This window comes from Aquitalea magnusonii, from assembly GCF_003202035.1.
GTDB lineage: Bacteria > Pseudomonadota > Gammaproteobacteria > Burkholderiales > Chromobacteriaceae > Aquitalea > Aquitalea magnusonii.
In genome coordinates this window covers 38,906-61,941 of the sequence record NZ_QJKC01000019.1, presented here as the reverse complement: position 1 = coordinate 61,941, position 23,036 = coordinate 38,906, and the positions used below count along the sequence as shown (strand labels likewise).

General features: G+C 60.9%; 17 protein-coding genes and 1 rRNA gene. 11 read left to right on the top strand and 7 right to left on the bottom strand.

Annotated features, from left to right (window positions below):
* Positions 1–88, top strand: a 5S ribosomal RNA gene (gene rrf / locus DFR38_RS21925); the annotation flags it as partial.
* 163 nt (positions 89–251) lie between these two features.
* Here rrf and DFR38_RS17375 read toward each other — a convergent pair.
* Positions 252–1,343 (bottom strand): LD-carboxypeptidase, encoded by a 1,092-nt coding sequence (locus DFR38_RS17375; RefSeq protein ID WP_059285162.1) that lies wholly within the window; start codon positions 1,341–1,343, stop codon positions 252–254.
* Between the two features lie 53 nt (positions 1,344–1,396).
* Positions 1,397–3,631, bottom strand: a complete 2,235-nt coding sequence (locus DFR38_RS17370) for an HDOD domain-containing protein (RefSeq protein ID WP_146216007.1) — start codon at positions 3,629–3,631, stop codon at positions 1,397–1,399.
* An 81-nt stretch (positions 3,632–3,712) separates the two neighbouring features.
* Between DFR38_RS17370 and cysD the strand changes: the two genes are divergently transcribed.
* Both cysD and cysN read left to right on the top strand, forming a co-directional pair.
* Positions 3,713–4,684: a sulfate adenylyltransferase subunit CysD gene (cysD, locus tag DFR38_RS17365; protein WP_275576115.1), complete on the top strand. Its 972-nt coding sequence runs from the start codon at positions 3,713–3,715 to the stop codon at positions 4,682–4,684.
* A gap of 89 nt (positions 4,685–4,773) precedes the next feature.
* Positions 4,774–6,204: a sulfate adenylyltransferase subunit CysN gene (cysN, locus tag DFR38_RS17360; RefSeq protein ID WP_059285160.1), complete on the top strand. Its 1,431-nt coding sequence runs from the start codon at positions 4,774–4,776 to the stop codon at positions 6,202–6,204.
* Positions 6,205–6,348: 144 nt separating this feature from the next.
* Here the strand turns inward: cysN and DFR38_RS17355 are convergent, their stop codons facing one another.
* Positions 6,349–8,352 (bottom strand): sigma-54-dependent Fis family transcriptional regulator, encoded by a 2,004-nt coding sequence (locus DFR38_RS17355; protein WP_110313686.1) that lies wholly within the window; start codon positions 8,350–8,352, stop codon positions 6,349–6,351.
* A 382-nt stretch (positions 8,353–8,734) separates the two neighbouring features.
* Here DFR38_RS17355 and DFR38_RS17350 point away from each other — a divergent pair, with 382 nt between their 5' ends.
* From DFR38_RS17350 to DFR38_RS17340, 3 genes are read left to right on the top strand one after another with little or no spacing between them, the layout of a single operon-like run.
* The gene (locus DFR38_RS17350) at positions 8,735–10,882 is read left to right on the top strand and encodes a hydantoinase/oxoprolinase family protein (RefSeq protein ID WP_059285159.1); all 2,148 of its coding nucleotides are present in this window, start codon (positions 8,735–8,737) and stop codon (positions 10,880–10,882) included.
* A gap of 11 nt (positions 10,883–10,893) precedes the next feature.
* A complete protein-coding gene (locus tag DFR38_RS17345; protein ID WP_059285158.1) occupies positions 10,894–13,218 on the top strand; it encodes a hydantoinase B/oxoprolinase family protein in 2,325 nt (774 codons plus the stop codon).
* Between the two features lie 39 nt (positions 13,219–13,257).
* A complete protein-coding gene (locus DFR38_RS17340) occupies positions 13,258–13,761 on the top strand; it encodes an acetone carboxylase subunit gamma (protein ID WP_059285157.1) in 504 nt (167 codons plus the stop codon).
* Between the two features lie 64 nt (positions 13,762–13,825).
* Here DFR38_RS17340 and DFR38_RS17335 read toward each other — a convergent pair whose 3' ends face one another.
* Positions 13,826–14,602 carry an AraC family transcriptional regulator gene (locus tag DFR38_RS17335; RefSeq protein ID WP_059285156.1) on the bottom strand — a complete coding sequence of 259 codons (777 nt, stop codon included), beginning with the start codon at positions 14,600–14,602 and terminating at the stop codon, positions 13,826–13,828.
* Positions 14,599–14,823, bottom strand: a complete 225-nt coding sequence (locus DFR38_RS17330) for a hypothetical protein (RefSeq protein ID WP_110313685.1) — start codon at positions 14,821–14,823, stop codon at positions 14,599–14,601. Before DFR38_RS17330 ends, DFR38_RS17335 begins: the two co-directional genes overlap by 4 nt.
* Before the next feature lie 75 nt (positions 14,824–14,898).
* On the opposite strand from DFR38_RS17330, the gene DFR38_RS17325 reads away from it, so the two are divergent.
* The 5 genes from DFR38_RS17325 to DFR38_RS17305 all read left to right on the top strand — a co-directional run bounded on the left by DFR38_RS17325 (position 14,899) and on the right by DFR38_RS17305 (position 20,985).
* Positions 14,899–15,825 (top strand): 4-hydroxyproline epimerase, encoded by a 927-nt coding sequence (locus DFR38_RS17325; protein WP_059285155.1) that lies wholly within the window; start codon positions 14,899–14,901, stop codon positions 15,823–15,825.
* Between the two features lie 58 nt (positions 15,826–15,883).
* Positions 15,884–16,831, top strand: a complete 948-nt coding sequence (locus DFR38_RS17320; RefSeq protein WP_059285154.1) for a dihydrodipicolinate synthase family protein — start codon at positions 15,884–15,886, stop codon at positions 16,829–16,831.
* Between the two features lie 66 nt (positions 16,832–16,897).
* Complete coding sequence (locus DFR38_RS17315) at positions 16,898–18,469, top strand: aldehyde dehydrogenase (NADP(+)) (protein ID WP_110313684.1); 1,572 nt, start codon at positions 16,898–16,900, stop codon at positions 18,467–18,469.
* 3 nt (positions 18,470–18,472) lie between these two features.
* Positions 18,473–19,735: an NAD(P)/FAD-dependent oxidoreductase gene (locus DFR38_RS17310; protein ID WP_110313683.1), complete on the top strand. Its 1,263-nt coding sequence runs from the start codon at positions 18,473–18,475 to the stop codon at positions 19,733–19,735.
* 101 nt (positions 19,736–19,836) lie between these two features.
* Positions 19,837–20,985, top strand: a complete 1,149-nt coding sequence (locus tag DFR38_RS17305) for a branched-chain amino acid ABC transporter substrate-binding protein (protein ID WP_059285553.1) — start codon at positions 19,837–19,839, stop codon at positions 20,983–20,985.
* A 147-nt stretch (positions 20,986–21,132) separates the two neighbouring features.
* Here DFR38_RS17305 and DFR38_RS17300 read toward each other — a convergent pair whose 3' ends face one another.
* Complete coding sequence (locus DFR38_RS17300; RefSeq protein ID WP_059285554.1) at positions 21,133–21,981, bottom strand: 23S rRNA (adenine(2030)-N(6))-methyltransferase RlmJ; 849 nt, start codon at positions 21,979–21,981, stop codon at positions 21,133–21,135.
* Positions 21,982–22,031: 50 nt separating this feature from the next.
* Positions 22,032–22,778: a tRNA pseudouridine(65) synthase TruC gene (locus DFR38_RS17295; RefSeq protein WP_059285555.1), complete on the bottom strand. Its 747-nt coding sequence runs from the start codon at positions 22,776–22,778 to the stop codon at positions 22,032–22,034.
* Between the last annotated feature and the right edge of the window lie 258 nt (positions 22,779–23,036).

Here is a 23,036-nt window from a genome sequence, read left to right as displayed (position 1 = left end):
CGCCTTCCCATCCCGAACAGGACCGTGAAACGCCTTAGCGCCGATGATAGTGTGGCATTCGCCATGTGAAAGTAGGACACCGCCAGACTCCCCTTTGAAAGCCCAGCTCAATCGAGCTGGGCTTTTTGCGTTGGGGCGACGGTAACTTGCATATCCCATGCCGCTGCACTCCTGCAGCCAGACGTCCGCGCTGGGTGGGTGCCAAACTGCAAAGCCAAATAACAAAGCCACCCTGGGGTGGCTTTTTGTTTTCAGGTTGGGCTTTCCATCAGCAGCCGTTCCAGTGTGAGTCCGGCGGCAGGTTGTATCGGGTACTGACTGAAGGTGAGTGTCAGGCCGGTTTCGTTGGCGGTGAAACGCGCAGGATAGCCAAGAGGCAGGGTGGTTTTGTCGTGGATATGGCCGAAAGGGATGCCGGTAAATACAGGGATTTTCAACTGTGAACGGATCTGTGCGATGACCGTGTCCAGTGTATAGCCTGCATCGTAGGCGTCGATGATGCGCCCCATGGCAAAGTCGCCAAAGAAGATGGCTTTTTGCTGCTGCAAAATGCCTGCCAGGTAGAGCTGCTGCAGCATGCGCTCCAGGCGGTAGGGCTGCTCGCCCACATCTTCCAGAAACAGTAAGCCGCCACGTATTTCTGGCAAATAGGGGCTGCCGACCAGACTGGACAAGACACTGAGATTGCCGCCCCAGAATATGCCTTCACCTGTTGCTGTGCTGGTTTGTGGCGTGGGGGTGGCGACGGTCCAGTTTTCAGTTGTTGTTGCCTGAATGAAATGCTGCATGGTCATCGGGCTGAGTTTGCGGCCGCCAAAGTCGCTGTACAGCATGGGGCCGGCAAAGCTGCCAAGGCCCCCTTTGGCGAGCAAGGCCAGCTGAATGGCGGTGAAGTCGCTATAGCCCATGATCTGCGTGCCGGCTTCCTTGAGCATGGGGCATAGTCGCTGGTAATCAATGTCTTGCAGCAGGCGGCATGCGCCATAGCCACCACGGCCGGCCAGCAGCATGCGCGGCATGTCTTGCCGCTGTATCAGCTGATTGAGGTCTTGCAGCCGTTCCTGATCCGTGCCGGCAAAGCGCTGGTACTGGCGGTCGATTGCCTGGCGATTGGTTACATCGAAGCCGGCCTGTTGCAGGCGTTCGACCCCGTGTTGGCGCTGGGTGGCGCTGGGCAGGCTGCCGGAGCAGGCGAGCAGGCTGATTTCGCGGTTTTGCAATGGCATGATCGGATGGGCTGCAGTTGGTGGAGTAGGGCGACGCAAGGGGCTGCTGCAGGCTTGCAGCATGCCGGCTACGGCAAGGCTCAGGCCGGAGTGCAACAGCGTTCTGCGTGACGGCATGTCCAGTGGGTGTTTGCTGGTCGGTGACAAACTATTCCTGATGATGTGGCTGCTCAGCTCTGTTTCTGGCGGATGGCCAGCAAGGCCTGGTTGCGCAGGGTCTTGAGCAGATTGAGTTCGTCGGGTCGCAATGGCAGGCTGTGTGCCTGCTTTTTGTCACCATATAAAAAGCCTATTTTCCTCTTTTCCAGCACCAGCGGGAAGATGATGAAGGTTTGCGCCAGATTCAGTTGCTGGTACCAGCGTGGTATGTGGTTGGCAATGGCTGGTGCCTGGGCATCATCGATAAAAACATCAACATTGCGTTCGAGGGCGATACTGAAGGTATTGTCCAGTTGTTCTGGATTGATGCGAAAATGCTTGATCAGAATATTGATTTTATCGCCTATGCCAAAACGGCCAAGGATGATGTTTTGTTTTGGGTCCCTGGTGCAAAGCATGACGTGATCAAAACCGACGCTGTCATGCATGATTTCAAGAATCATGCGCAGCACATCTTGTAATTGCTGGGTGCCGACCAGTGCGCTGGTGACATCTTGTATCCCATTGCTCAGCTTGTCGACTACCTCGGTGCTGAGTGTATGTTGTGGCATGGTGTTGGTTTCGACAGGATCAGCATGAGGTCGGTGTGTCAGGCTGATTGATCTGAGCGTCTGGGTTTGCTTGCTGCTGGCATGCTCACCTTTCCAGCTTTGCAGGTAGTCAGTGAAATCATGCTGGGTGCGGCTGATGATGCTTTGCAGTATGTCGAAATCACAGGTCAGGGCGCGTTCATATCGAATCAGTATGCCTTGAACATTGCCCAGTAGTGCGTGATCCGGGCCACTCAAAGCCTGTGTCAGCTCATTGGCCAGATTCCCAAACATGCGCAAACGCTCATTACTGCCATGCGGCTGTCGCACCGGACCGCTTGGCAGGGGAAGCAGGCTTTGTGTGAAGTGTTCAGGAAAATTCCATCGACGCGTCGTTTCGGCCGCGAGTGTGCTGCGACTTGTTCCCAGGATTTCCCGCGCGACCTGTTCCGGATCGCCACCCTGCTGGCACCGCTGCTGAATGCGCAGGTGTTCTTCATGAAAATAAAAGGCACACAGCAACTCCCCCAGTTGCTGAAACATGCCGCAAATCAGCATTTCTTCGGCATCGCGGCTGCCAAAATGAAAGGCGAGTTGTCGGGCAAGCAGACCACAGAACAAGGCCTTGATGGTGATGTCGTACACATCGCGGGCATGGTCGTGATTGTTCATGTGCTCGAACAGCAGCAGCGTTAATGCAAGATTGCGGATGGTGTTGAAGCCAAGAATCACGATGGCGCGAGAAATGGTGCTGACCGTGCCGCCAAAGTGATTGAAATTGGCCGAGTTGACGACTTTCAGCAATTTGCTGGTGAGCGAGGGGTCTTTCAGGATAATGTCGGCCAGGACCTGCAGCCGTTCGCGATCCGCATTGCCAATGTGATTGATGGCACTGATGGCCTGTGACAGCGCGGGGAAGTCCCGGCTGTGCCGCATGCGCTCCAGCAATTGCTTGAGTGTGTTGTCCTGCTGGCCGCCGTTGAGACTTGAGTGCTGCTGCCGCAAAAGCCAGTCTTGCAGCTGTGCCAGAACGCTACGCACCCTATCCTTGTTGTGTTGTTCTTCATCAAGCAGGACCTGGCAGGCTTTGGCCAGCTCAGTATCCAGATCCGGCCTGAGTGTTTGTAATGGCTGTCCGGCAGCGGTTTGACCACTGTATAGCCAGTGCAGGATTTGTCCGGTCTGACAGGTGTTCCGTTTTTGCTGGGTTTCGTCCTGATGCAGCGAAGCGTGCTGGCCCAGCAACTGTATCTGGAGCTGCTCATTGATCAGAATATGTTCCAGGCTGAAATGTGGCAGTGCCTGCTGACTCAGTTGCAAATGCAGCAGGGCTTCGATGATATCGCAGGCAATGCCTGTTTTTTCCCGGTCATTAAGCTGATCAGGCTCCAGTTCGGCCAGTAACTTGCTATTGCCGCGCACATAGCAGGCGAAGTTTCCTTCCTTGAGACTGACTTCTTGTTCCGGCCAGGCCAGCAGACTGTGTCTGAGCCGGTTCTGCATTCTGGCTGGAGAGGATGGCAGCATGACATAGCGTTGTTGCCCGTTACTGGCAAGTAGTAATGGGCTTCCATCGCCGCATGTTATGGTCTGGATATCCTGCAATGAGAGCGCGCTTTTCATGCTGCTATTCTGAATGCATGAATATTGCAGGGCAAGATATCCTTTACAAGTTTTGACATGGCGTTGATATGTCTCTTTTGACTTAATTTTCACTTGGATAGTGCATATTGATATATCCAACTGATTTTGGAGAATGGCAGGGCTTCCGGTACATTGAGCGGCAAGCAAACCATCATGCTGTGCTCACCAGACGCGCAGGCAGCCCAGGAACAGGCGGGAACCATGAATATCAGTCAACAGAAACTGACTCACCTCAAGCAGTTGGAAGCCGAGTCGATCCACATCATCCGTGAAGTCGCTGCGGAATTTGAAAATCCGGTCATGTTGTACAGTATCGGCAAGGACTCTGCCGTGATGCTGCATCTGGCACGCAAGGCATTTGCGCCGGGCAAGCCGCCGTTCCCGCTGATGCATGTGGACACCACCTGGAAATTCCAGGATATGTACGCCCTGCGCGACAAGCAGGCAGCCGAAGGCTGGGACCTGATCGTGCATGTGAATGAAGAGGGCGTGAAGGCTAACGTCAACCCCTTCACGGTCGGCAGTGCCAAGCATACCGATGTGATGAAGACTGAGGGCCTGAAACAGGCGCTGAACAAATACGGTTTTGATGCGGCATTTGGTGGCGCGCGCCGTGACGAAGAGAAGTCGCGCGCCAAGGAGCGCGTGTATTCCTTCCGCGACAAGAACCACCGCTGGGACCCGAAAAACCAGCGTCCGGAACTCTGGAACATCTACAACAGCAAGATCGACAAGGGCGAGAGCATCCGCGTATTCCCGCTGTCCAACTGGACCGAGCTGGATATCTGGCAGTACATCTATCTGGAAAACATCGACATCGTGCCGCTGTATTTCGCCGCCGAGCGTGAAGTGGTCAACCTCAATGGCACGCTGGTGATGATTGATGACGACCGCATTCTGGAATACCTGACGCCCGAGCAAAAAGCCAGCATCACCAAGAAGCAGGTGCGTTTCCGTACGCTGGGCTGTTACCCGCTGACTGGTGCGGTGGAGTCCACTGCCGCCACGCTGCCGGAGGTCATCCAGGAAATGCTGCTGACCACCACCAGTGAGCGTCAGGGCCGTCTGATCGACCATGATCAGGCCGGTTCGATGGAAAAGAAAAAGATGGAAGGCTATTTCTAAGCCCGTTCTAAGCCCGGCTCCATCCAGTCACCATTCAGAAGAATTGATGTCCATCGCCCTGGCGGTGGATTACAGCGGAAAGAACGATCATGTCTCACCAGTCCGAGCTGATTGCCAGCGATATCCTGGAATACCTGAAACAGCATGAAAACAAGGACATGCTGCGCTTTATCACCTGTGGCAATGTCGATGATGGCAAATCCACGCTGATTGGCCGCCTGCTGCACGACTCCAAGCTGATTTTCGAAGACCAGCTGGCAGCAATCGAGCGCGACTCGAAAAAGTACAACACCACCGACCAGGAAATCGACCTGGCCTTGCTGGTGGATGGCCTGCAGGCCGAGCGCGAGCAAGGCATTACCATCGACGTGGCCTATCGCTACTTCAGCACCGAGAAGCGCAAGTTCATCATTGCCGACTGTCCGGGCCACGAGCAGTACACCCGCAACATGGCTACCGGCGCGTCTACCTGCAATCTGGCGGTGATCCTGATTGACGCGCGCCGTGGTGTGCAAACCCAGACCCGTCGTCACAGCTTTATTGTCAGCCTGCTGGGCATCAAGCACGTGATCGTGGCCATCAACAAGATGGACCTGGTAGAGCATAGCCAGCAAGTGTATGAGCGCATCCGTGAAGAATATCTGGCCTTCTCCGAACACCTGACCATTCCGGATATCCGCTTTGTGCCGATTTCCGCCCTGCGTGGCGATAACGTGGTGACCCGCAGCGAAAACATGGGCTGGTATCAGGGTGCCACCCTGATGGAGCTGCTGGAAAGCGTACAGGTAAGCCATGACGTAGCGCTGGAAGCCTTCCGTCTGCCGGTACAGTATGTCAATCGCCCGAATCTGGATTTCCGCGGTTTCTGCGGCACCGTGGTGGCGGGCGAAGTGAAGCCGGGTGATGCGATTGTGGCCTTGCCGTCCGGCAAGCGCAGCAAGGTGAAGGAAGTGGTCACCTTTGAAGGCAATCAGCCGTCGGCCTTTGTTGGTCAGGCCATTACCCTGACCCTGGAAGATGAAATCGACATTTCCCGTGGCGACATGATTGTGCGCGCCGGCGAGCAGCAGCCCAGCGTGGCGCAAGCCTTTGACGCCCATGTGGTGTGGATGGCCGAGGCGCCGCTGGTGGTGGGCAAGGAGTATGGCTTCAAGCTGGCGGGCAAGGTGGTGACAGGCCGTGTGGCTGCCATCGAACACCGCGTTGATGTCAACTCGCTGCAGCAGTTCGACGCACAAGAGCTGGCGCTGAACGAAATCGCCCTGTGCCGCGTGGAGCTTAACGCGCCGGTGGTGTTTGATGCCTATGCCCAGTGCCGTGGCACCGGCAGCTTCATCATTATCGACCGCCTGTCCAATGCCACTGCCGCTGCCGGTATGGTGACGGCAGCGGCCGAATCCGCTGCCGAGCCGGTGAGCGACGAACTGGCCCGCCTGCGTGCCTTCGAGCTGGAATTCAACCAGCTGGTGCGCAAGCATTTCCCGCACTGGGAAGCCAAGGATATTTCCAAGTTGCTGTAAATTTTCCGGCAGACCTTGCTGCATCTGCGCTGTGGCGGATTCGGCAAGGTCCGGCGATGCATCCGGCCAGCGCACCTGTCATGGGCGCTGGTTTTTCATTTCTTGCAAGCACCATGGCCGCTTGCGCTACCACCTGCGCGGCATTCAGCGGGGTTTATGCTGGCTGTCGGCCCTGTCACGCATGGCAGAAAGCTTTACATACAGCGTGCTGCGCGAGATGCCAAGCGAGCGGGCCGCCTGCGACAGATTGCCCTTGGCGTGGGCGATGGCAGCCTGTATGGCATGTTTTTCCATCTCGGCCAGCCGCCTGACCTCATTGGGCAGGACCGTCGGCACGGCCGGCTCCGGCCTGCGCTCCCCGGCCGCGGCCAGCTCGGCGGGTAGCAGGTCCGGGTCGATTTGCTGGCCCTCGCTGAGGGCAAACAGCGTTTCGTAGACGTTTTTCAGTTGACGGATATTGCCGGGCCAATCGTGGTTTTCCAGTGCTTGCCGGGTGGGCTGATCGAGCGTTTTGGCCGGTACGCCATACTTGCGGGCAAAGCAGCGGTTGAGGTGTTCGATGATCTGGCTGATGTCCTCCCGCCGTTCCCGCAGTGCGGGCAGGGCCAGGGTGGTGACGCAGAGCCGGTGATAGAGGTCGGCGCGAAAACGCCCGGCCTTGACCTCGCCCTGCAGGTCGCGGTTGGTGGCGGCGATGATGCGCACCGACACCCGTCTTTCGCGGCTATCGCCCAGTCGCACGATCATGCCATCCTGCAGTACCCGCAGCAGATGAGGCTGCATCGCCAGTGGCATTTCGCCGATTTCGTCCAGAAACAGGCTACCGCCGTGCGCCTGTTCAAACTTGCCAGCGGCCCCGCCGCGGCGCGCGCCGGTAAAAGCGCCTTCGGCATAGCCAAACAATTCGCTGGCCAGCAGTTCCTGGGTGAAGGCGCCGCAATTCACCGCCACAAACGGCGCATGCGGATGGTTGCCGGACTGGTGAATGGCGCGGGCAAACACTTCCTTGCCGACACCGGTTTCTCCCAGCAGCATCACCGGCAGGTCCAGCGGTGCCAGGCGCCTTGCCCTGGTCTTGACGCTTTGCAGCAGCGCGCTGCTGCCGATGATGTCGGCAAAGGCATCGTGAGGGGCTGCCAGGGCGGCGGGGGGCGGGTCGCTGCCGCTTGCGCCCTGGCTTGGCGGACGAGCCAGGGGAATGAGCAGCAGGCTGCCCAGTACCTCGCCATCGAGCCGCAGCACATGCAGCCAGTCCTGGTTCAGCCAGGCAGGCAGCGGGTCATGGCCGGCCTGTTTCCCCGGGGTGAGATCAGCCGCCGGCACCCGGTTGCCGACTTCCAGCTGCTGGCTGATGCCATGTTTTTCCTGGGCGATGGCCCATTTGCCATTGGTTTTCACGACCTTGCCATCGCGGTCCAGCAGGATGACGCAGGCGTTGGCATGGCGGGTGAATGCGTCGGCCGATTGCGCCAGCAGACGGGCCTCGCGCTCATGGCCGCGGCGGGATAGCAAGGATGCGATCTGGCTGGCGGCGGTCATGACCAGGCCCAGCGAGTGGCCATGAAAGGTTTCCTTTTCCCCGGAAATGTCGATCACGCCCAACAGCTTGCCGGAGTGTGGGTCGAGTACCGGTGCGGCGGCGCAGGTCCAGTGTTTGACGTCCTTGCAGTAATGCTCGCTGGCGTAGATCTGTACCGGGGCATGGGTGGCAATGGCGGTGCCGATGGCATTGGTGCCGATCAGCGATTCCACCCAGCAGCCTCCCGGTGCCAGATTGACCTGCTCACCGGCATGGCGTGCTTTGGATGCGCCATGCAGGTCGAGGATGGTGCCGTTGGGGTCGGTCAGCATCAGCAGCGAGCCGGATTCGTGCACTACCTCAGCCAGCAGGGCGATGACCGGGTGCGCTGCCTGGTAGAGCTCGCTGGCCTGGTGGCGCAGCGCTGGCAGCTGCTCGGCGCTGGCAAGCGTGGGGGCGCCCGGACAGAGCGGGTCGACGGCCTTGGAGCGACAGCGCCACCATGACTCCAGAATCACATTGCGGACATTGCCGGGGCATGGGCTGATGTTCTGGACAAATCGCTCCCAGGAGGCGGCGACCGTGCGCTCGTCACCGACTCGCGGAATCAGCAGGCTGGTGGTGTGCATTCGGATGTGCTCATGTTGGATGGCAAAACCGGCAAGCGGATGGCTCAAAGTATAAAACCATTTCTCACAGTCAATTAATATTATTTAAATCAATGACTTGTGCGATGCAGCATGTCCGGCGCAGATCGTCCGCCATCCGGACAGTTGCTGCAGCTTGTCCGGATGGCGGACGCTGCGCAGCGCATGGCGTGCCATGGCGGCTGCAAGACAGTTTGTAGTTATGTCATTGAAAATAAAAGATATTCATAGGATATTTCTGAAATTTTCATATGGCACGGATATTGCCAAATCAAGTGTGGGGGAAACGCCCCGGCTAGCAGGACGCGCTGGCAAGGCAGTAGCGGGCAGCGGCCTGATCAACAGCACACACCGAGGAGGCAATATGCAATCCGAGCAGTCAAACGTACAGGTCATGGGCATCGATGCCGGCGGCACGATGACCGATACCTTTTTTGTACGCGCCGACGGACGCTTTGTGGTGGGCAAGGCACAGAGCAATCCGGAGGACGAATCGCTGGCGATTTACCACTCGTCGGTCGATGCCCTGGCGCACTGGCAACGGGAAGTCGACGATGTTTTTCCGGAACTGGTGACCTGCGTGTACTCCGGCACGGCCATGCTCAACCGCATCCTGATGCGCAAGGGGCTGGCTGTCGGCCTGATCTGCAACAAGGGTTTCGAGCAAATCCACTCCATGGGCCGGGCGCTGCAAAGCTATCTGGGCTACGCGCTGGAAGACCGCATCCATCTGAACACTCACCGTTACGACGAACCGCTGGTGCCGGTTGCACGTACCCGTGGAGTGACCGAGCGTACCGATGTGCAGGGCAGGGTGGTGATTCCGCTGCGCGAAGAGGACGTGCGGCAGGCGGTACGCGAGCTGGTGGAGGCCGGTTCGCAAGCCATTGTCATCTGTCTGCTGCAATCCCATAAAAATGCAGCCAGCGAACTGCGGGCGCGCGATCTGGCCAGGGAGGAGCTGGCCCGGTTGCAGGTGGATATTCCGGTGTTTGCCTCGGTGGACTACTACCCGTCGCGCAAGGAAAGCCACCGCATGAACACCACCATTCTCGAAGCCTATGGTGCCGAACCTTCGCGCCAGACCTTGAAAAAGGTCAGCGACCGCTTCAAGAAACACGGTGCCCGGTTTGACCTGCGCGTCATGGCCACCCATGGCGGCACCATCAGCTGGAAAGCCAAGGAGCTGGCCCGCACCATCGTGTCCGGCCCGATTGGCGGGGTGATCGGCTCCAAGCTGCTGGGCGAATACCTGGGCGACGAAAACATTGCCTGTTCCGATATCGGTGGTACCAGCTTTGATGTGGCGCTGATCACCAAGGGCAGCTTTGCCATCAGGTCCGACCCGGACATGGCCCGGCTGGTGCTGTCGCTGCCGCTGGTGGCAATGGATTCGGTCGGCGCCGGTGCCGGCAGCTTTGTACGGCTGGATCCCTACAGCAAATCCATCAAGCTGGGGCCGGACAGTGCCGGTTATCGCGTGGGTACCTGCTGGCCGGAGAGTGGTCTGGATACTGTTTCCGTCTCCGATTGCCACGTGGTGTTGGGCTATCTCAATCCGGACAATTTCCTGGGGGGCGCCATCAAGCTGGATGTGCAGCGCGCCCGTGAGCACATCAAGGCGCAAATCGCCGATCCGCTCGGTCTGTCGGTCGAGGACGCCGCGGCCGGGGTGATCGAGCTGCTTGACCTCACCCTGTCCGAATACCTGCGAGCCAATATCAGCGCCAAGGGCTACAACCCGGCTGAGTTCACCTGTTTCTCCTACGGTGGTGCCGGCCCGGTACATACCTATGGCTACACCGAAGGCGTCGGTTTCAAGGATGTGGTGGTGCCGGCCTGGGCGGCTGGTTTCTCGGCCTTCGGCTGTGCTTGTGCCGATTTCGAATACCGCTACGACAAGTCGGTGGACCTGGGGCTGGCCCAGTTTGCCAGCGACGAGCTCAAGGCAGCGGCCTGCGCCACGTTGCAGCAAGCCTGGCAGGAACTGGCGGTCAAGGTGATCGACGAGTTCGTGATCAATGGCTTCCAGCCGCAAGACGTACTGCTGATCCCCGGCTACAAGATGCAGTACATGGGCCAGCTGAATGATCTGGAAATCGTCTCGCCCGTGTCCAGCGCGGCGACGGCGCAAGACTGGGACCGCATCGTGGCCAGTTTCGAAACCACCTATGGCCGGGTTTATGCCAGCTCGGCACGCTCGCCGGAGCTGGGCTTCTCCATCACCGGCGCCATCCTGCGCGGCATGGTGGTGACCCAGAAGCCGGTACTGCCGGAAGACCCGGATGCCGGTCCGACACCGCCTCCGCAAGCCTACCTCGGCACCCGCCCGTTCTATCGTCACAAACAATGGCGCGAAGCCGCGCTGTGGAAAATGGAAGCGCTCAAGGCCGGCAACCACATCACCGGCCCCGCCATCATCGAGTCGGACGCCACCACCTTTGTGGTCCCGGATGGCTTTGAAACGACGATAGACAAGCACCGCTTGTTCCATCTCAAACAAGTCAAATAAGGAGACACACCATGAACCAGATGAGCAATCAGGAAATCGGCGTCGGCTATCTGCTGGCCAGTGGCCTGACACTGAAGCAGCACCGCGATGCCATCATTGCCCGCACCCAGGCGACCGGCTATTACAACGGTCTGGAGAAGCTGGAACTGCGCGACAGCGACCCGATCGGCTATGAAAAACTGTTCTCCAAACTGCGCGGCGGCCTGGTGCATGCCCGTGAAACCGCCAAGAAGATTGCCGCCAGCCCCATCGTGGAACAGGAAGGCGAGCTGTGCTTCACCCTGTACAACGCTGCCGGCGACTGCGTGCTGACTTCCACCGGCATCATCATCCATGTCGGCACCATGGGCGCGGCGATCAAGTACATGATCGAGAACAACTGGGAAGCCAATCCGATGATCAATCCCGGTGACATGTTCACCACCAACGATTGCGCCATCGGCAATGTGCACCCCTGCGACATCGCCACCATCGTGCCGATATTCTGGGAAGGCAAGCTGATCGGCTGGGTAGGCGGGGTCACCCATGTGATCGATACCGGTTCGGTTACGCCGGGCTCCATGTCCACCGGCCAGACCCAGCGCTTTGGCGACGGCTACATGATCACCTGCCGCAAGACCGGCATCAACGACGAGCCGCTGCGCGACTGGCTGCATGAAAGCCAGCGTTCGGTCCGCACGCCGAAGTACTGGATACTCGACGAAAAAACCCGTATCGCCGGCTGCCACATGATTCGCGAGCTGGTGGAGGAGGTGATCCGTGCCGATGGCCTGGCAGCCTACGAGCAGTTCTCCCACGAGGTGATCGAAGAAGGTCGCCGTGGCCTGATGAGCCGGGTCAAGGCCATGACCCTGCCGGGCATTTACCGCAAGGTGTCGTTTGTCGACGTGCCCTACAAGCACGAAGACGTGCAGGTCTCCAATGCTTTTGCCAAGCTGGATTCCATCATGCACTCGCCGTGCGAGATGACCATCCGTGCCGACGGCAAATGGCGGCTGGACTTCGAAGGCGCCAGCCGCTGGGGCTGGCATACCTTCAATGCCCACCAGGTGGCCTTTACCTCCGGCATCTGGGTGATGATGTGCCAAACCCTGGTGCCGACGCAGCGCATCAATGACGGTGCCTATTACGCCACCGAATTCCGCCTGCCCAAAGGAACCTGGTGCAACCCGGATGACCGCCGCACCGGCCATGCCTACGCCTGGCACTTCCTGGTATCCGGCTGGTCCGCCTTGTGGCGTGGCCTGGGGCAGTCCTACTTCAGCCGCGGCTACCTGGAAGAAGTCAATGCGGGTAATGCCAATACCTCCAACTGGCTGCAGGGTGGCGGCATCAATCAGGATGGCGAGATCCACGCCGTCAACAGCTTTGAAGCCTCCTCTTGCGGGACCGGGGCCTGCGCGGTGAAAGACGGCCTGAACCACGCCGCCGCCATCTGGAATCCGGAAGGCGACATGGGGGATATCGAAATCTGGGAAATGGCGGAACCGCTGCTCTACCTGGGTCGCAATGTCAAAGCCAACTCCGGCGGCTATGGCAAATATCGCGGCGGCTGCGGTTTTGAAACCCTGCGCATGGTGTGGAACGCACAAGACTGGACCATGTTCTTCATGGGCAATGGTTTCATGAACAGCGACTGGGGCATGATGGGCGGCTATCCCTCGGCCACTGGCTATCGTTTCGAGGCGCACAAGACCGGCCTTGCCCGGCGCATTGCCAATGGCGAAAGCCTGCCGCTGGGGGGCGACATCAACCCGAGTGCGCCGACCTATGAGCAGCACATCGACGCCACTGCCCGCGTCAAGCGCGACAAGCAGTGCATCACCACCGAAGACTGCTACGACAACTACGACCTGTACCTGAATTACCTGCGCGGCGGGCCGGGTTTTGGTGACCCGCTGGATCGTGAGGTGAAGGCCATCGAAAACGACCTGAACCTGAACTATCTGCTGCCGGAATACGCCCGGAAGGTTTACGGCGCCGTGTTCACGCAGGATGCCAAAGGCGTGTACAGCGTGGATGCCGCCAGGACACAGGCGCGCCGTGGCGAAATCCGTCAGGAGCGGCTGGCACGCGCCCAGCCTACCCGCGAGTGGATGAAGCAAGAGCGGGAACGCATCCTGGCCAAGGATGCGTCGGTACAGGTGCAGCACATGTTTGCCACCAGCTTTGCCTTGTCCGGGAAGTTCACCCGCTCGTTCAAGGAATTCTGGAGCTTGCCGGCCGAGTGGCAGCTGCTGGAGGACGAGCTGGATGTGCCGACCTACGGCTCCAGGCACCGCATGGATCTGTCGTTGATGCCGGATGTCACGACCGTGGTGCAGGTTGAAGAGTGATTTCCCGTCCGCGCAAATAGCCGAATCAAGGAGCAAGCAATGTCTTACACGAACGAACAGGTAGCCCACCTGGTAGAAGGCACGCTGGACTGGGAAACCACCTTCCGCATGCTGTCCATGCCTAAGGACAATAGCCGTTTTGCACAATACCTGGCGGCGCTGCAGGCCAAAGTCGGCTTCCCCGACCGCATCGTCCTGCCGCTGGGGCCGCATTTGTACATCGTGCAATCGGCCAGGGATAAAAAGTGGCTGATCCAGTGCGATTGCGGTCACGCATTCTGCGGCTACAAGGACAACTGGAAGCTGCATGCCGCCATCTATGTGCGCGATACCGAAGCCGCCATGACCGAGGTGTACCCGGCGCTGATGGCGCCGGATACCAGGTGGCAGGTCTACCGCGAGTACTATTGTCCAAGCTGCGGCACCATGCATGATGTGGAAGCGCCGACGCCGTGGTATCCGGTGATACACGACTTCGAGCCGGACATCGACACCTTCTACAAGGAGTGGGTGAACTTGCCGCTACCCGAGCGGCTTGACTGAGTCGGCAGCTGCTTGAGCGCGCAGCAACAAGGCCCCCGCCTCCGGCGGGGGCCTTGCACATGATTCAGTCCTGTCCGGTGGCCTGGCGATACTGGCGCGGGGTCAGGCCGGTCAGCGCCTTGAACTGGCGGCTGAAGGCGCTGTGGTCGGTATAGCCGCAGTGCAGGGCGACATCGGTGATGGCCATGTCGCTATGCAGCAGGCGGTGTGCATGTTCCAGCCTGGCCTTGTGAATCATCTGGCGCGGGGTCAGGTGGAACACCTTCTTGCAATAGCGCTCCAGCTGGGCTGCGGATACGCCGGCAATGGCGGTGAGTTCTGCCATGCTCAGCGGGCGGTTGAAGTGCTGGCGGATGAACTCGTCCACCGCCACCAGCCGCTTGTAGGCCGGGTGGGTCTTGCTGGCAGATTGCAGGTCCAGCGAAATGCCGATCAGCCCGATGATTGCATTGGCCTGGCTGTACAGCGGCCATTTGTAAGTCAGACACCAGCCCGGCTCGCGGTTCTTGAACAGATGCAGTTCCAGCTGGCTTTCCAGTACCAGCCCGCCTTCCAGCACTTTCATGTCCTGCGCGGTATACACCGGCCCCAACTGGGCCGGAAACACCTCGGCACTGGTCTTGCCCAGCAGCGGTTGCCGGCTTTTCAGGCCGCAGCGCTCCACCAGCGTCTGGTTGGCCAGCAGATAACGCGCCTGCGCATCCTTGATGAAGATGGCGGCATTGGGGATCAGGTCCAGCACCGGCAGCAGCGGTCCCAGTGCATCCAGCAGGCTGTCCAGGCTGGCCGGACGCGTTGTTTGCTGCCACTTGGCCATGCTGTCCACCAGATCGCCGGTCATGATTGTTCCCCTCGGTATTGTGTGCGCTGGTCCGGCCGGTTGTCGGACATGGCGGCACAGTCCTGTCTGGCCCATTGTGCTGCAAAAACAGCAATTGTGCCGATTTCGTCATTGTCGCTGATGATAAGCATCAAGATTAACCGCCGCAATAACGCCATTCTATGCAGGTGCTGACGAAGACGGATCCGGCGTGAACAGGCAATGGAATCAATGCTCTGCATGCTATTGCTGCCTTGGTTTTTTCATGGGGCATGCCTGCCGACCGTCCTGCTAGTTCTTACTGAATGGACAGGCTTATGCAAGAGATACACATCATCGACTCCCACACCGGCGGCGAACCCACCCGGCTGGTAATGCGCGGTTTTCCCGATCTGGGCTGCGGCAGCATGGCTGAGCGGCGCGAAGTATTGCGCCAGCAGCACGATCAGTGGCGGCGTGCCTGCCTGCTGGAACCGCGTGGCAGCGAGGTACTGGTGGGCGCGCTGTATTGCCCGCCGCTGTCGCCGGACGCCAGCTGCGGGGTGATCTTCTTCAACAACACCGGTTATCTGGGCATGTGCGGCCACGGCACCATCGGCCTGATTGCCTCGCTGCATTACCAGGGCCTGATTGCACCGGGCGTGCACAAGATCGACACCCCGGTGGGTCAGGTCAGCGCCACCCTGCATGAGGATGGCGCGGTGACGCTGGGTAATGTGCCGGCTTACCGCTACCGCCAGCAGGTGGCGGTGAATGTACCCGGCTACGGTGTGTTCCACGGCGATATTGCCTGGGGCGGCAACTGGTTCTTCCTGGTATCCGAACACGGCATGACGCTGGAAATAGCCAATGTCGAGGCACTGACCACCTTCACCTGGGCCATGTTGCAAGCGCTGGAGGCACAGGGCATCACCGGGGCCGATGGCGCGCTGATCGACCATGTCGAGCTGTTTGCCGACGATGCCAGCGCTGACAGCCGTAACTTTGTCATGTGCCCCGGCAAGGCTTATGACCGCTCGCCCTGCGGCACCGGCACCAGCGCCAAGCTGGCCTGCCTGGCTGCCGATGGCAAGCTGGCCGAAGGCGCGCACTGGGTGCAGGCCGGCATTACCGGCAGCCAGTTCATCGGCCACTACCAGCGTGAGGGCGATGTCATCCGGCCCTTCATTACCGGCCGCGCTTATGTCACCGCCAGCAGCACCCTGCTGATCGACCCGCAAGACCCTTTCGCCTGGGGCATCTGAACCCCGCACTGTACAGACAACACCCCATACACACATACAAGCTGCAAGGAGCAAAACAATGAGCGACAACATTTTCACCGGCTGCATTCCGGCCCTGATGACCCCGTGTAGCGCCGAGCGCAAGCCGGACTTTGACGCGCTGGTAGCAAAGGGGCGCGAGCTGATTGCCGCCGGCATGAGCGCCGTGGTGTATTGCGGCTCCATGGGCGACTGGCCGCTCCTGACCGAAGCCGAGCGTCAGGAAGGCGTGGCCCGGCTGGTGGCTGCCGGCGTGCCCACCATTGTCGGCACCGGCGCGGTGAATACCCGCGAGGCGGTGTCCCATGCCGCCCATGCCGCCCGCGTTGGCGCCCATGGCCTGATGGTGATTCCGCGCGTGCTGTCGCGTGGTGCATCGCCGACTGCGCAGAAAGCCCACTTTTCCGCCATTCTGGCTGCCGCACCCGATTTGCCCGCCGTCATCTACAACAGCCCTTACTACGGCTTTGCCACCCGTGCCGACCTGTTCTTCGAACTGCGTCGCAGCTATCCCAACCTGATTGGCTTCAAGGAATTCGGCGGTGCTGCCGACATGCGCTACGCCGCCGAGCACATCACCTCGCAAGATGATCAGGTCACGCTGATGGTGGGGGTGGACACCCAGGTGGTGCATGGCTTCGTCAACTGCAATGCCACCGGCGCCATTACCGGCATTGGCAATGCACTGCCGCGCGAGGTGCTGCATCTGGTTGCGCTGAGCAAGGCGGCGGCCAAGGGCGACGCCGTGGCGCGTCGGCAGGCCCGCGAGCTGGAATCCGCGCTGGCGGTGCTGTCCTCCTTCGATGAAGGCTGCGACCTGGTGCTGTATTACAAGTACCTGATGGTGCTGAACGGGGATACCGAATACAGCCTGCACTTCAACGAAACCGATGCCCTGACCGAAGCCCAGCGCCGTTATGCCGAAACCCAGTACACGCTGTTCCGCAACTGGTACCGCAACTGGTCGGCCGGGCTGAACGTAGCCTGAGCCAACAACAGGGCAGCCGTGCCACGCTGCTGCGTGGCCGGGCTTTCACTTCAAGCAGGAAATCCTATGAATCTGACAGGCCAGATGCTGATTGGCGGGCAATCCGTCAGCGGCACGCGTGAAGCGCTGCACGCCATCAACCCGGCTACCGGCCAACCCTTGCAACCAGGCTATGCCGGGGGCGATCAGGCACACGTCGAACAGGCAGGTGCACTGGCCTGGGCCGCGTTTGATGCCTACCGCGAAACCACGCCGGCACTGCGGGCGCAGTTGCTGGAAACCATTGCCGGGGAAATCGAAGCGCTGGGCGATGCGCTGATTGAACGCGCCATGCTGGAAACCGGTTTGCCGCAGGCCCGTTTGCAGGGCGAGCGGGCCCGCACTTGCGGCCAGCTGCGCATGTTTGCCCGTACCGTACTGGCTGGTGAATGGCTGGATGTGCGGGTAGATCAGGCCCAGCCTGCCCGCCAGCCGCTGCCGCGTGCTGATTTGCGCCAGCGCCAGATCCCGCTGGGGCCGGTGGCCGTATTCGGGGCCAGCAACTTTCCGCTGGCGTTTTCGGTGGCCGGGGGCGATACCGCCTCGGCACTGGCGGCCGGTTGCCCGGTCATCGTCAAGGCGCACAGCGCCCATCCTGGCAGCAGCGAACTGGTGGGCCAGGCCATTGTGCGCGCGCTGCAACAGTGCGGCCTGCCCGCCGGGATATTCGCCCTGCTGTTTGGCAGTGGCCGCGAAGTAGGGCAGGCACTGGTGAATGATGCGCGCATCAAGGCGGTGGGCTTTACCGGCTCGCGTGCTGGCGGGCTGGCCCTGTGTCAGACCGCACAGCAGCGTGCGGAGCCGATTCCGGTGTATGCGGAAATGAGCTCCACCAACCCGGTGTTCCTGCTGCCCGCCGCCTTGCAGGCAAGGGCGGCGTCGCTGGCCCAGGGTTTTGTCGGCTCGCTGACGCAGGGGGCAGGGCAGTTTTGTACCAATCCCGGTCTGGTGGTGGCGGTACAAGGGCTGGCACTGGAACAGTTTGTCGCCACTGCTGCCGAGCTGCTGCAACACAGTGCGGCGCAAACCATGCTTACACCGGGCATCTGGGCAGCGTATCAGGACGGGGTGGACAGCCTGTCCCGCCACGCCAGCCCGGTAGCCAGCGGCGTATTGCCCACCGGGCCCAACCAGTGCCAGGCACAGCTGCTGCGGGTGACTGCGGCGGAATACCTGGCCAATCCGGCCTTGCAGGCCGAGGTGTTCGGCGCGGCCGCGCTGATCGTGCAATGCCGTGATGAGGCAGAACGCCTGCAACTGGCCGAGGCGCTGGAAGGCCAGCTCACCGCCACGCTGCAACTGGATGACGACGATATCGCGCTGGCACGCAGCCTGTTGCCGGTGCTTGAGCGCAAGGCGGGCCGCATCCTGGTCAATGGCTGGCCTACCGGGGTGGAAGTATGTGACGCCATGGTGCATGGCGGGCCGTTCCCGGCCACCTCGGATGTGCGTGCCACTTCGGTGGGGACAGCTGCCATCCAGCGTTTCCTGCGCCCGGTGTGCTATCAGGACTTGCCGGATGCACTACTGCCGACAGCCTTGCGGCATGGCAATCCACTGGCGCTGCGCCGGCTGGTCAATGGCGTGCGGGAGGGCTGAGCCATGGCCGACACCCTTGTTGCGGGAGATGAAGTCATTGTGGTGGGGGCTGGGGTGGTGGGCATCGCCATTGCCCTGCATTTGCGGCTGGCTGGCTTGGCCGTCACTCTGCTGGACCGTGGCGAACCGGCCATGGAAACCAGCTATGGCAATGCCGGTGCCTTTGCCATCAGCGATGTGATTCCGCTGGCCGAGCCCGGCGTGCTGCGCAAGGTGCCGGGCTGGATGCTGGACCCGCTGGGGCCGCTGGCCCTGCGCTGGCGCTATCTGCCCAGCCTGCTGCCATGGCTGCTGCGTTTTCTGGCTGCCAGCCGCCCCAGCCGGGTGGCATCACTTACGGCTGAACTGTCCGCCTTGCTGGGCCGGGTGAACAGCGACTACGCCGCGCTGATTGCCCAGGCCGGGCTGGGGGCCATGTGGCGGCGCCACGGCAATCTCACCCTCTACCGTAATCAACAGGAATTCGATGCGGCCCTGCCTGCCTGGGAGGAGAAACGCCGCCACGGCGTGCAGTGGCAGGCCTTGTCACGCACCCAGTTACAGGAACAAGAACCGTTGTTGGCCGAAGAGTGGCAATACGCGGTGCGGGTGCCGGACTGGTCGCATGTGGACGACCCCTACACCTTCAGCCGCGGCCTGTTTGATGCCTTCATTCGTGCCGGTGGACGGTTTGTGCAGGATGAGGTGCTGGCTACTGTCGAGGGGAACGGGCGGGTGAGCGGGGTGGCGACAGCCAGCCATGGCCGCCTGTCGGCAGCCGCCACGGTGATTGCCTGCGGCGTGTGGAGCGACCGTTTTACCCGTCAGCACCGTTACCGCGTGCCGCTGGAAAGCGAACGTGGCTATCACGTCAACCTGCCCCAGGCCGGGGTGAGGCTGCATCACTTCATCCAGTGTGCCAGCGAGAGCTTTGTCATTTTGCCGATGGCGGGTGGTGGCCTGCGGCTGGCCGGCACGGTGGAGCTGGCACACCGCGATGCCGCGCCGGACTGGCGGCGCGCCCACATCCTGCTGGACAAGGCGCGGCGCATCGTCGGCGATTTTTCCACCGCGGACATGACGGTGTGGATGGGCAACCGCCCCTCGCTGCCGGATACCTTGCCCATCATCGGCCCGGCACCGCAGCAGCCCGGCCTGTGGTTTGCCACCGGCCACGGCCATCTGGGCCTCACCCTGGCCGCCACCACGGCGGCCTTGCTGGGTGATTTGTTACAGGGCCGCGCACCGGCACTGGATATGCAGCCCTACCGCTTGCAACGGTTTTGATCCTGTCAGGCGCCGGCGCAGACCGGTCATGACGGGGGAGCAGTAGCAGGGGAAACCAGCGGGTTTCTCTTGAATAAATGCAGCATCAAAGGAGAAATGACATGGCACAGAAGAAACTGTTTGCAGAAATGAACTGGGTGGTGGCGCTGGGCGGCATGATGATGCCGTTTGCCATGGCCGCCGCCCATGCCGACACCGTGGTGAAAATCGGCTTTTCCTCGCCGCTGTCCGGCCCGCAGGCCCACTATGGCAAGGACAATGAAAACGCCACCAAAATGGCGATTGACGACATCAATGCCAAGGGCCTGATGGTGGGCGGGCAAAAGATCAAGTTCGAGCTGGTGTCCGAAGACGACCAGGCCGACCCGCGCGTTGGCACCCAGGCGGCGCAAAGGCTGGTGGATGCCGGGGTGAAGGCGGTGATTGGCCACTTCAATTCCGGGGTGTCCATTCCCGCCTCGCGCATTTATTCGGAGGCGGGCATTCCGCAGCTGTCGGTGTCCACCAACCCGGCTTACACCCAGCAAGGCTACAAAACCACCTTCCGCCTGGTGGGCAGCGACAGCCAGATTGGCGGCTCGCTCGGCCAGTTTGCGGTGAAATCGCTCAAGGCCACGCGCATCGTGGCGATTGACGACCGCACCGCCTATGGCCAGGGCATTGCCGACGAATTCGTCAAGGCGGTGACCGCCAATGGCGGCAAGGTGCTGCGGCGTGAATTCACCTCGGACAAGGCGACGGATTTCACTTCCATCCTCACCGCGGTGAAGGCGGTCAATCCGGAAGTCATCTTCTATGGCGGGGCCGATGCCCAGGCCGCGCCGATGGCCAAGCAGCTCAAGCGGCTGGGGCTGAAGGCCAAGCTGATGGGCGGCGACATGATGAACACGCCCACCTTTATTCAGCTGGCTGGTGCGGATGCCGCCGGGCATTACTCGGCCGTGGCTGGCGGCATCCTGGCGGCCCGCCCGGCTGGCAAGGAGTTTGAACGTCGCTACAAGGAGCGCTTCCATCAGGATGTGGTGCTGCTGGGGCCGCAGTTTTACGACGGCGTGATGCTGGTGGCCGAGGCCATGAAGCAGGCCGGCTCGGTGGAACCCGCGAAATACCTGCCCAAGCTGGCGGCTATCCGCTACAGCGGCGTGACGGCCGACTTTGCTTTTGCCCCCAATGGCAATCTGCTGAAGGCACCAGTCACCCTGTCCGTAGTCAAGAACAATGCCTGGGAAGTGCAAACAGTAGTGCGCTAGACCGGGCGGTTTTTGCAGTTTTTCCCCGCGCTTCTCATCAGTCTCATGCTTGGGCTGGCTGTCATCTGGCAGGCCAGCCGTTTTTTTGGCGATGCCAGACAGCAAAAAGGCCATCGCACGGGATGGCCTGGCTGGAGCGGGGCGGGCTTACAGATCGCCGCCGGTTTCCAGAATGAAACCGGCCTTGGCATCCTGGCCCAGTTGCTCCACCAGATAGGGCAGCACTTGTTTCAGGGTTTCCGGCAAGGTCCATGGCGGGTTGAGCAGGAACATGCCGCTGCCGTACATGCCAAAGCCGTCGGCCGACGGTGCTTGTACATGCAGCTCGGCGCGCAGCCAGCTCTTGGCCGGCAGCTTTTTCAGCTCCTTGGGCAGCTCTTTCATCTCGGCGCGCTGCAGGCAGGGGTACCACACCGCATAGACGCCGGTGGCGAAGCGCTTCAAGCCTTCTTTCAGTGCGGTCACCACATGCTGGTAGTCGCGCTTGTCTTCGTAGGGCGGGTCGATCAGCACCAGGCCGCGGCGCGGTGGCGGCGGCAGAATGGCCTTGATGCCTTCAAAGCCGTTGGCCTGTTGCAGCTGGGTACGGCGCGGCTGGCCGCCGAAGTTCTGCTCCAGCAGCTGGAAATCAGTAGGGTGTAGCTCAAACAGGCGCAGCTTGTCGCTTTGCGGCATCACCGCGGCCGCGCACCAGGGCGAGCCGGGGTAGAAACGCAGCTCGCCATCCGGGTTCATTTCGCGCACCACATCCACATAAGCCGCTACGGCGGGCGGCAGGTCGCTACGGTCCCACAGCCGGGCAATGCCGCTCAGGTATTCGGCATTCTTGGCGGCGTAGCCTTCCTGCAGGGCATAGCCACCGGCACCGGCATGGGTGTCGATATACCAGTAGGGTTTGTCTTTCTGGCCCAGGTAGTCCAGTACGGCAATTTCAATCAGGTGCTTGAGCACGTCGGCGTGGTTGCCGGCGTGAAAGGCGTGGCGATAACTCAGCATGCATCAGCTTTCTAAGACAATGGCGGCATTGTAGCGGATTTGGGTTCGCATCAGACGGCGGGCAGCCAGTTGGCAGGCAGGGCGCTTTCCCAGCCCAGCGCACGCACCACGCTGGCAAAGTCTTCCGCCAGCGGGCAGGTCAACTGGATGGCGGCGCCGGTCAGCGGATGGGTGATCTGCATTTCCATGCAGGCCAGCAACATGCGCTGGCTGCCAAAGTGCTGGGCAAACATGCGGTTGTGCACGCCCTTGCCGTGGGTGGCATCGCCGATGATGGGGTGGGCGATGTGTTTCATGTGGCGACGCAGCTGGTGGCGGCGGCCGGTGAGTGGCGACAGTTCCAGCAGCGCGTAGCGGCTGCTGGGGTAGCGGTCCACCGCGATGGGCAGCTCCACCGTGGCCAGGCGGCGGTAGTCGGTTTGCGCTTCCTGCGGACCGGGCTGCACCTTTTCCCCCAGCCAGGCGAGGTCGTCCACGCGGCGGCTGAGCGGGTGGTCGATATGGCCGGCTTCGGCCGGATGGCCGCGCACCACCGCCAGATAGCGCTTGCTGACCTGCTGGCGTTCAAACTGCCAGCTCATTTCGCGCGCACTGTCCTTGTCCAGGGCAAACAGCAGTACGCCCGATGTCCCCTTGTCCAGCCGGTGTACCGGGTAGACGCGCTGGCCGATCTGGTCGCGCAGCAGCTGGATGGCAAAGCGGGTTTCGTGGCGGTCCAGCTCGGAGCGGTGCACCAGCAGGTTGGATGGCTTGTGGATGGCGATCAGCTGCGGGTCGCGGTAGAGAATGGGTAGCATGGCGATGTGGATGAGGCGAAGGCGGCGATTGTAGGACTTTGCCGGCGGCTTGGATATGTGCAAGGCGCGGCCGTGGCCGAATTACGACAGCCGGACGGGGCTGCCGGCCTGCTTTTTTCCTTGACGGCGACTTCTTGCGCCCTGGGCAGGAAAACGTCATATTTTGTGATCCGGTCATGCAAAAAGGCATAAATTTGCTGCGTGCTGTGCTTTTCTGGTGCCGGATCATTGCGAAAGCTGTTGCCGGGTTAGCAGCTT

Excerpts from the sequence above, each read along its gene's own strand:
- DFR38_RS17355 (WP_110313686.1), bottom strand. The coding sequence starts at position 8,352 with ATGCACACCACCAGCCTGCTGATTCCGCGAGTCGGTGACGAGCGCACG.
- DFR38_RS17330 (WP_110313685.1), bottom strand. The coding sequence starts at position 14,823 with ATGCAGAGCATTGATTCCATTGCCTGTTCACGCCGGATCCGTCTTCGT.
- DFR38_RS17305 (WP_059285553.1), top strand. The coding sequence starts at position 19,837 with ATGGCACAGAAGAAACTGTTTGCAGAAATGAACTGGGTGGTGGCGCTG.
- DFR38_RS17300 (WP_059285554.1), bottom strand. The coding sequence starts at position 21,981 with ATGCTGAGTTATCGCCACGCCTTTCACGCCGGCAACCACGCCGACGTG.
- DFR38_RS17345 (WP_059285158.1), top strand. The coding sequence starts at position 10,894 with ATGAACCAGATGAGCAATCAGGAAATCGGCGTCGGCTATCTGCTGGCC.
- DFR38_RS17315 (WP_110313684.1), top strand. The coding sequence starts at position 16,898 with ATGAATCTGACAGGCCAGATGCTGATTGGCGGGCAATCCGTCAGCGGC.
- DFR38_RS17320 (WP_059285154.1), top strand. The coding sequence starts at position 15,884 with ATGAGCGACAACATTTTCACCGGCTGCATTCCGGCCCTGATGACCCCG.
- DFR38_RS17295 (WP_059285555.1), bottom strand. The coding sequence starts at position 22,778 with ATGCTACCCATTCTCTACCGCGACCCGCAGCTGATCGCCATCCACAAG.
- DFR38_RS17335 (WP_059285156.1), bottom strand. The coding sequence starts at position 14,602 with ATGACCGGCGATCTGGTGGACAGCATGGCCAAGTGGCAGCAAACAACG.
- DFR38_RS17340 (WP_059285157.1), top strand. The coding sequence starts at position 13,258 with ATGTCTTACACGAACGAACAGGTAGCCCACCTGGTAGAAGGCACGCTG.
- DFR38_RS17325 (WP_059285155.1), top strand. The coding sequence starts at position 14,899 with ATGCAAGAGATACACATCATCGACTCCCACACCGGCGGCGAACCCACC.
- DFR38_RS17310 (WP_110313683.1), top strand. The coding sequence starts at position 18,473 with ATGGCCGACACCCTTGTTGCGGGAGATGAAGTCATTGTGGTGGGGGCT.
- DFR38_RS17375 (WP_059285162.1), bottom strand. The coding sequence starts at position 1,343 with ATGCCGTCACGCAGAACGCTGTTGCACTCCGGCCTGAGCCTTGCCGTA.
- cysD (WP_275576115.1), top strand. The coding sequence starts at position 3,713 with ATGCTGTGCTCACCAGACGCGCAGGCAGCCCAGGAACAGGCGGGAACC.
- DFR38_RS17350 (WP_059285159.1), top strand. The coding sequence starts at position 8,735 with ATGCAATCCGAGCAGTCAAACGTACAGGTCATGGGCATCGATGCCGGC.
- cysN (WP_059285160.1), top strand. The coding sequence starts at position 4,774 with ATGTCTCACCAGTCCGAGCTGATTGCCAGCGATATCCTGGAATACCTG.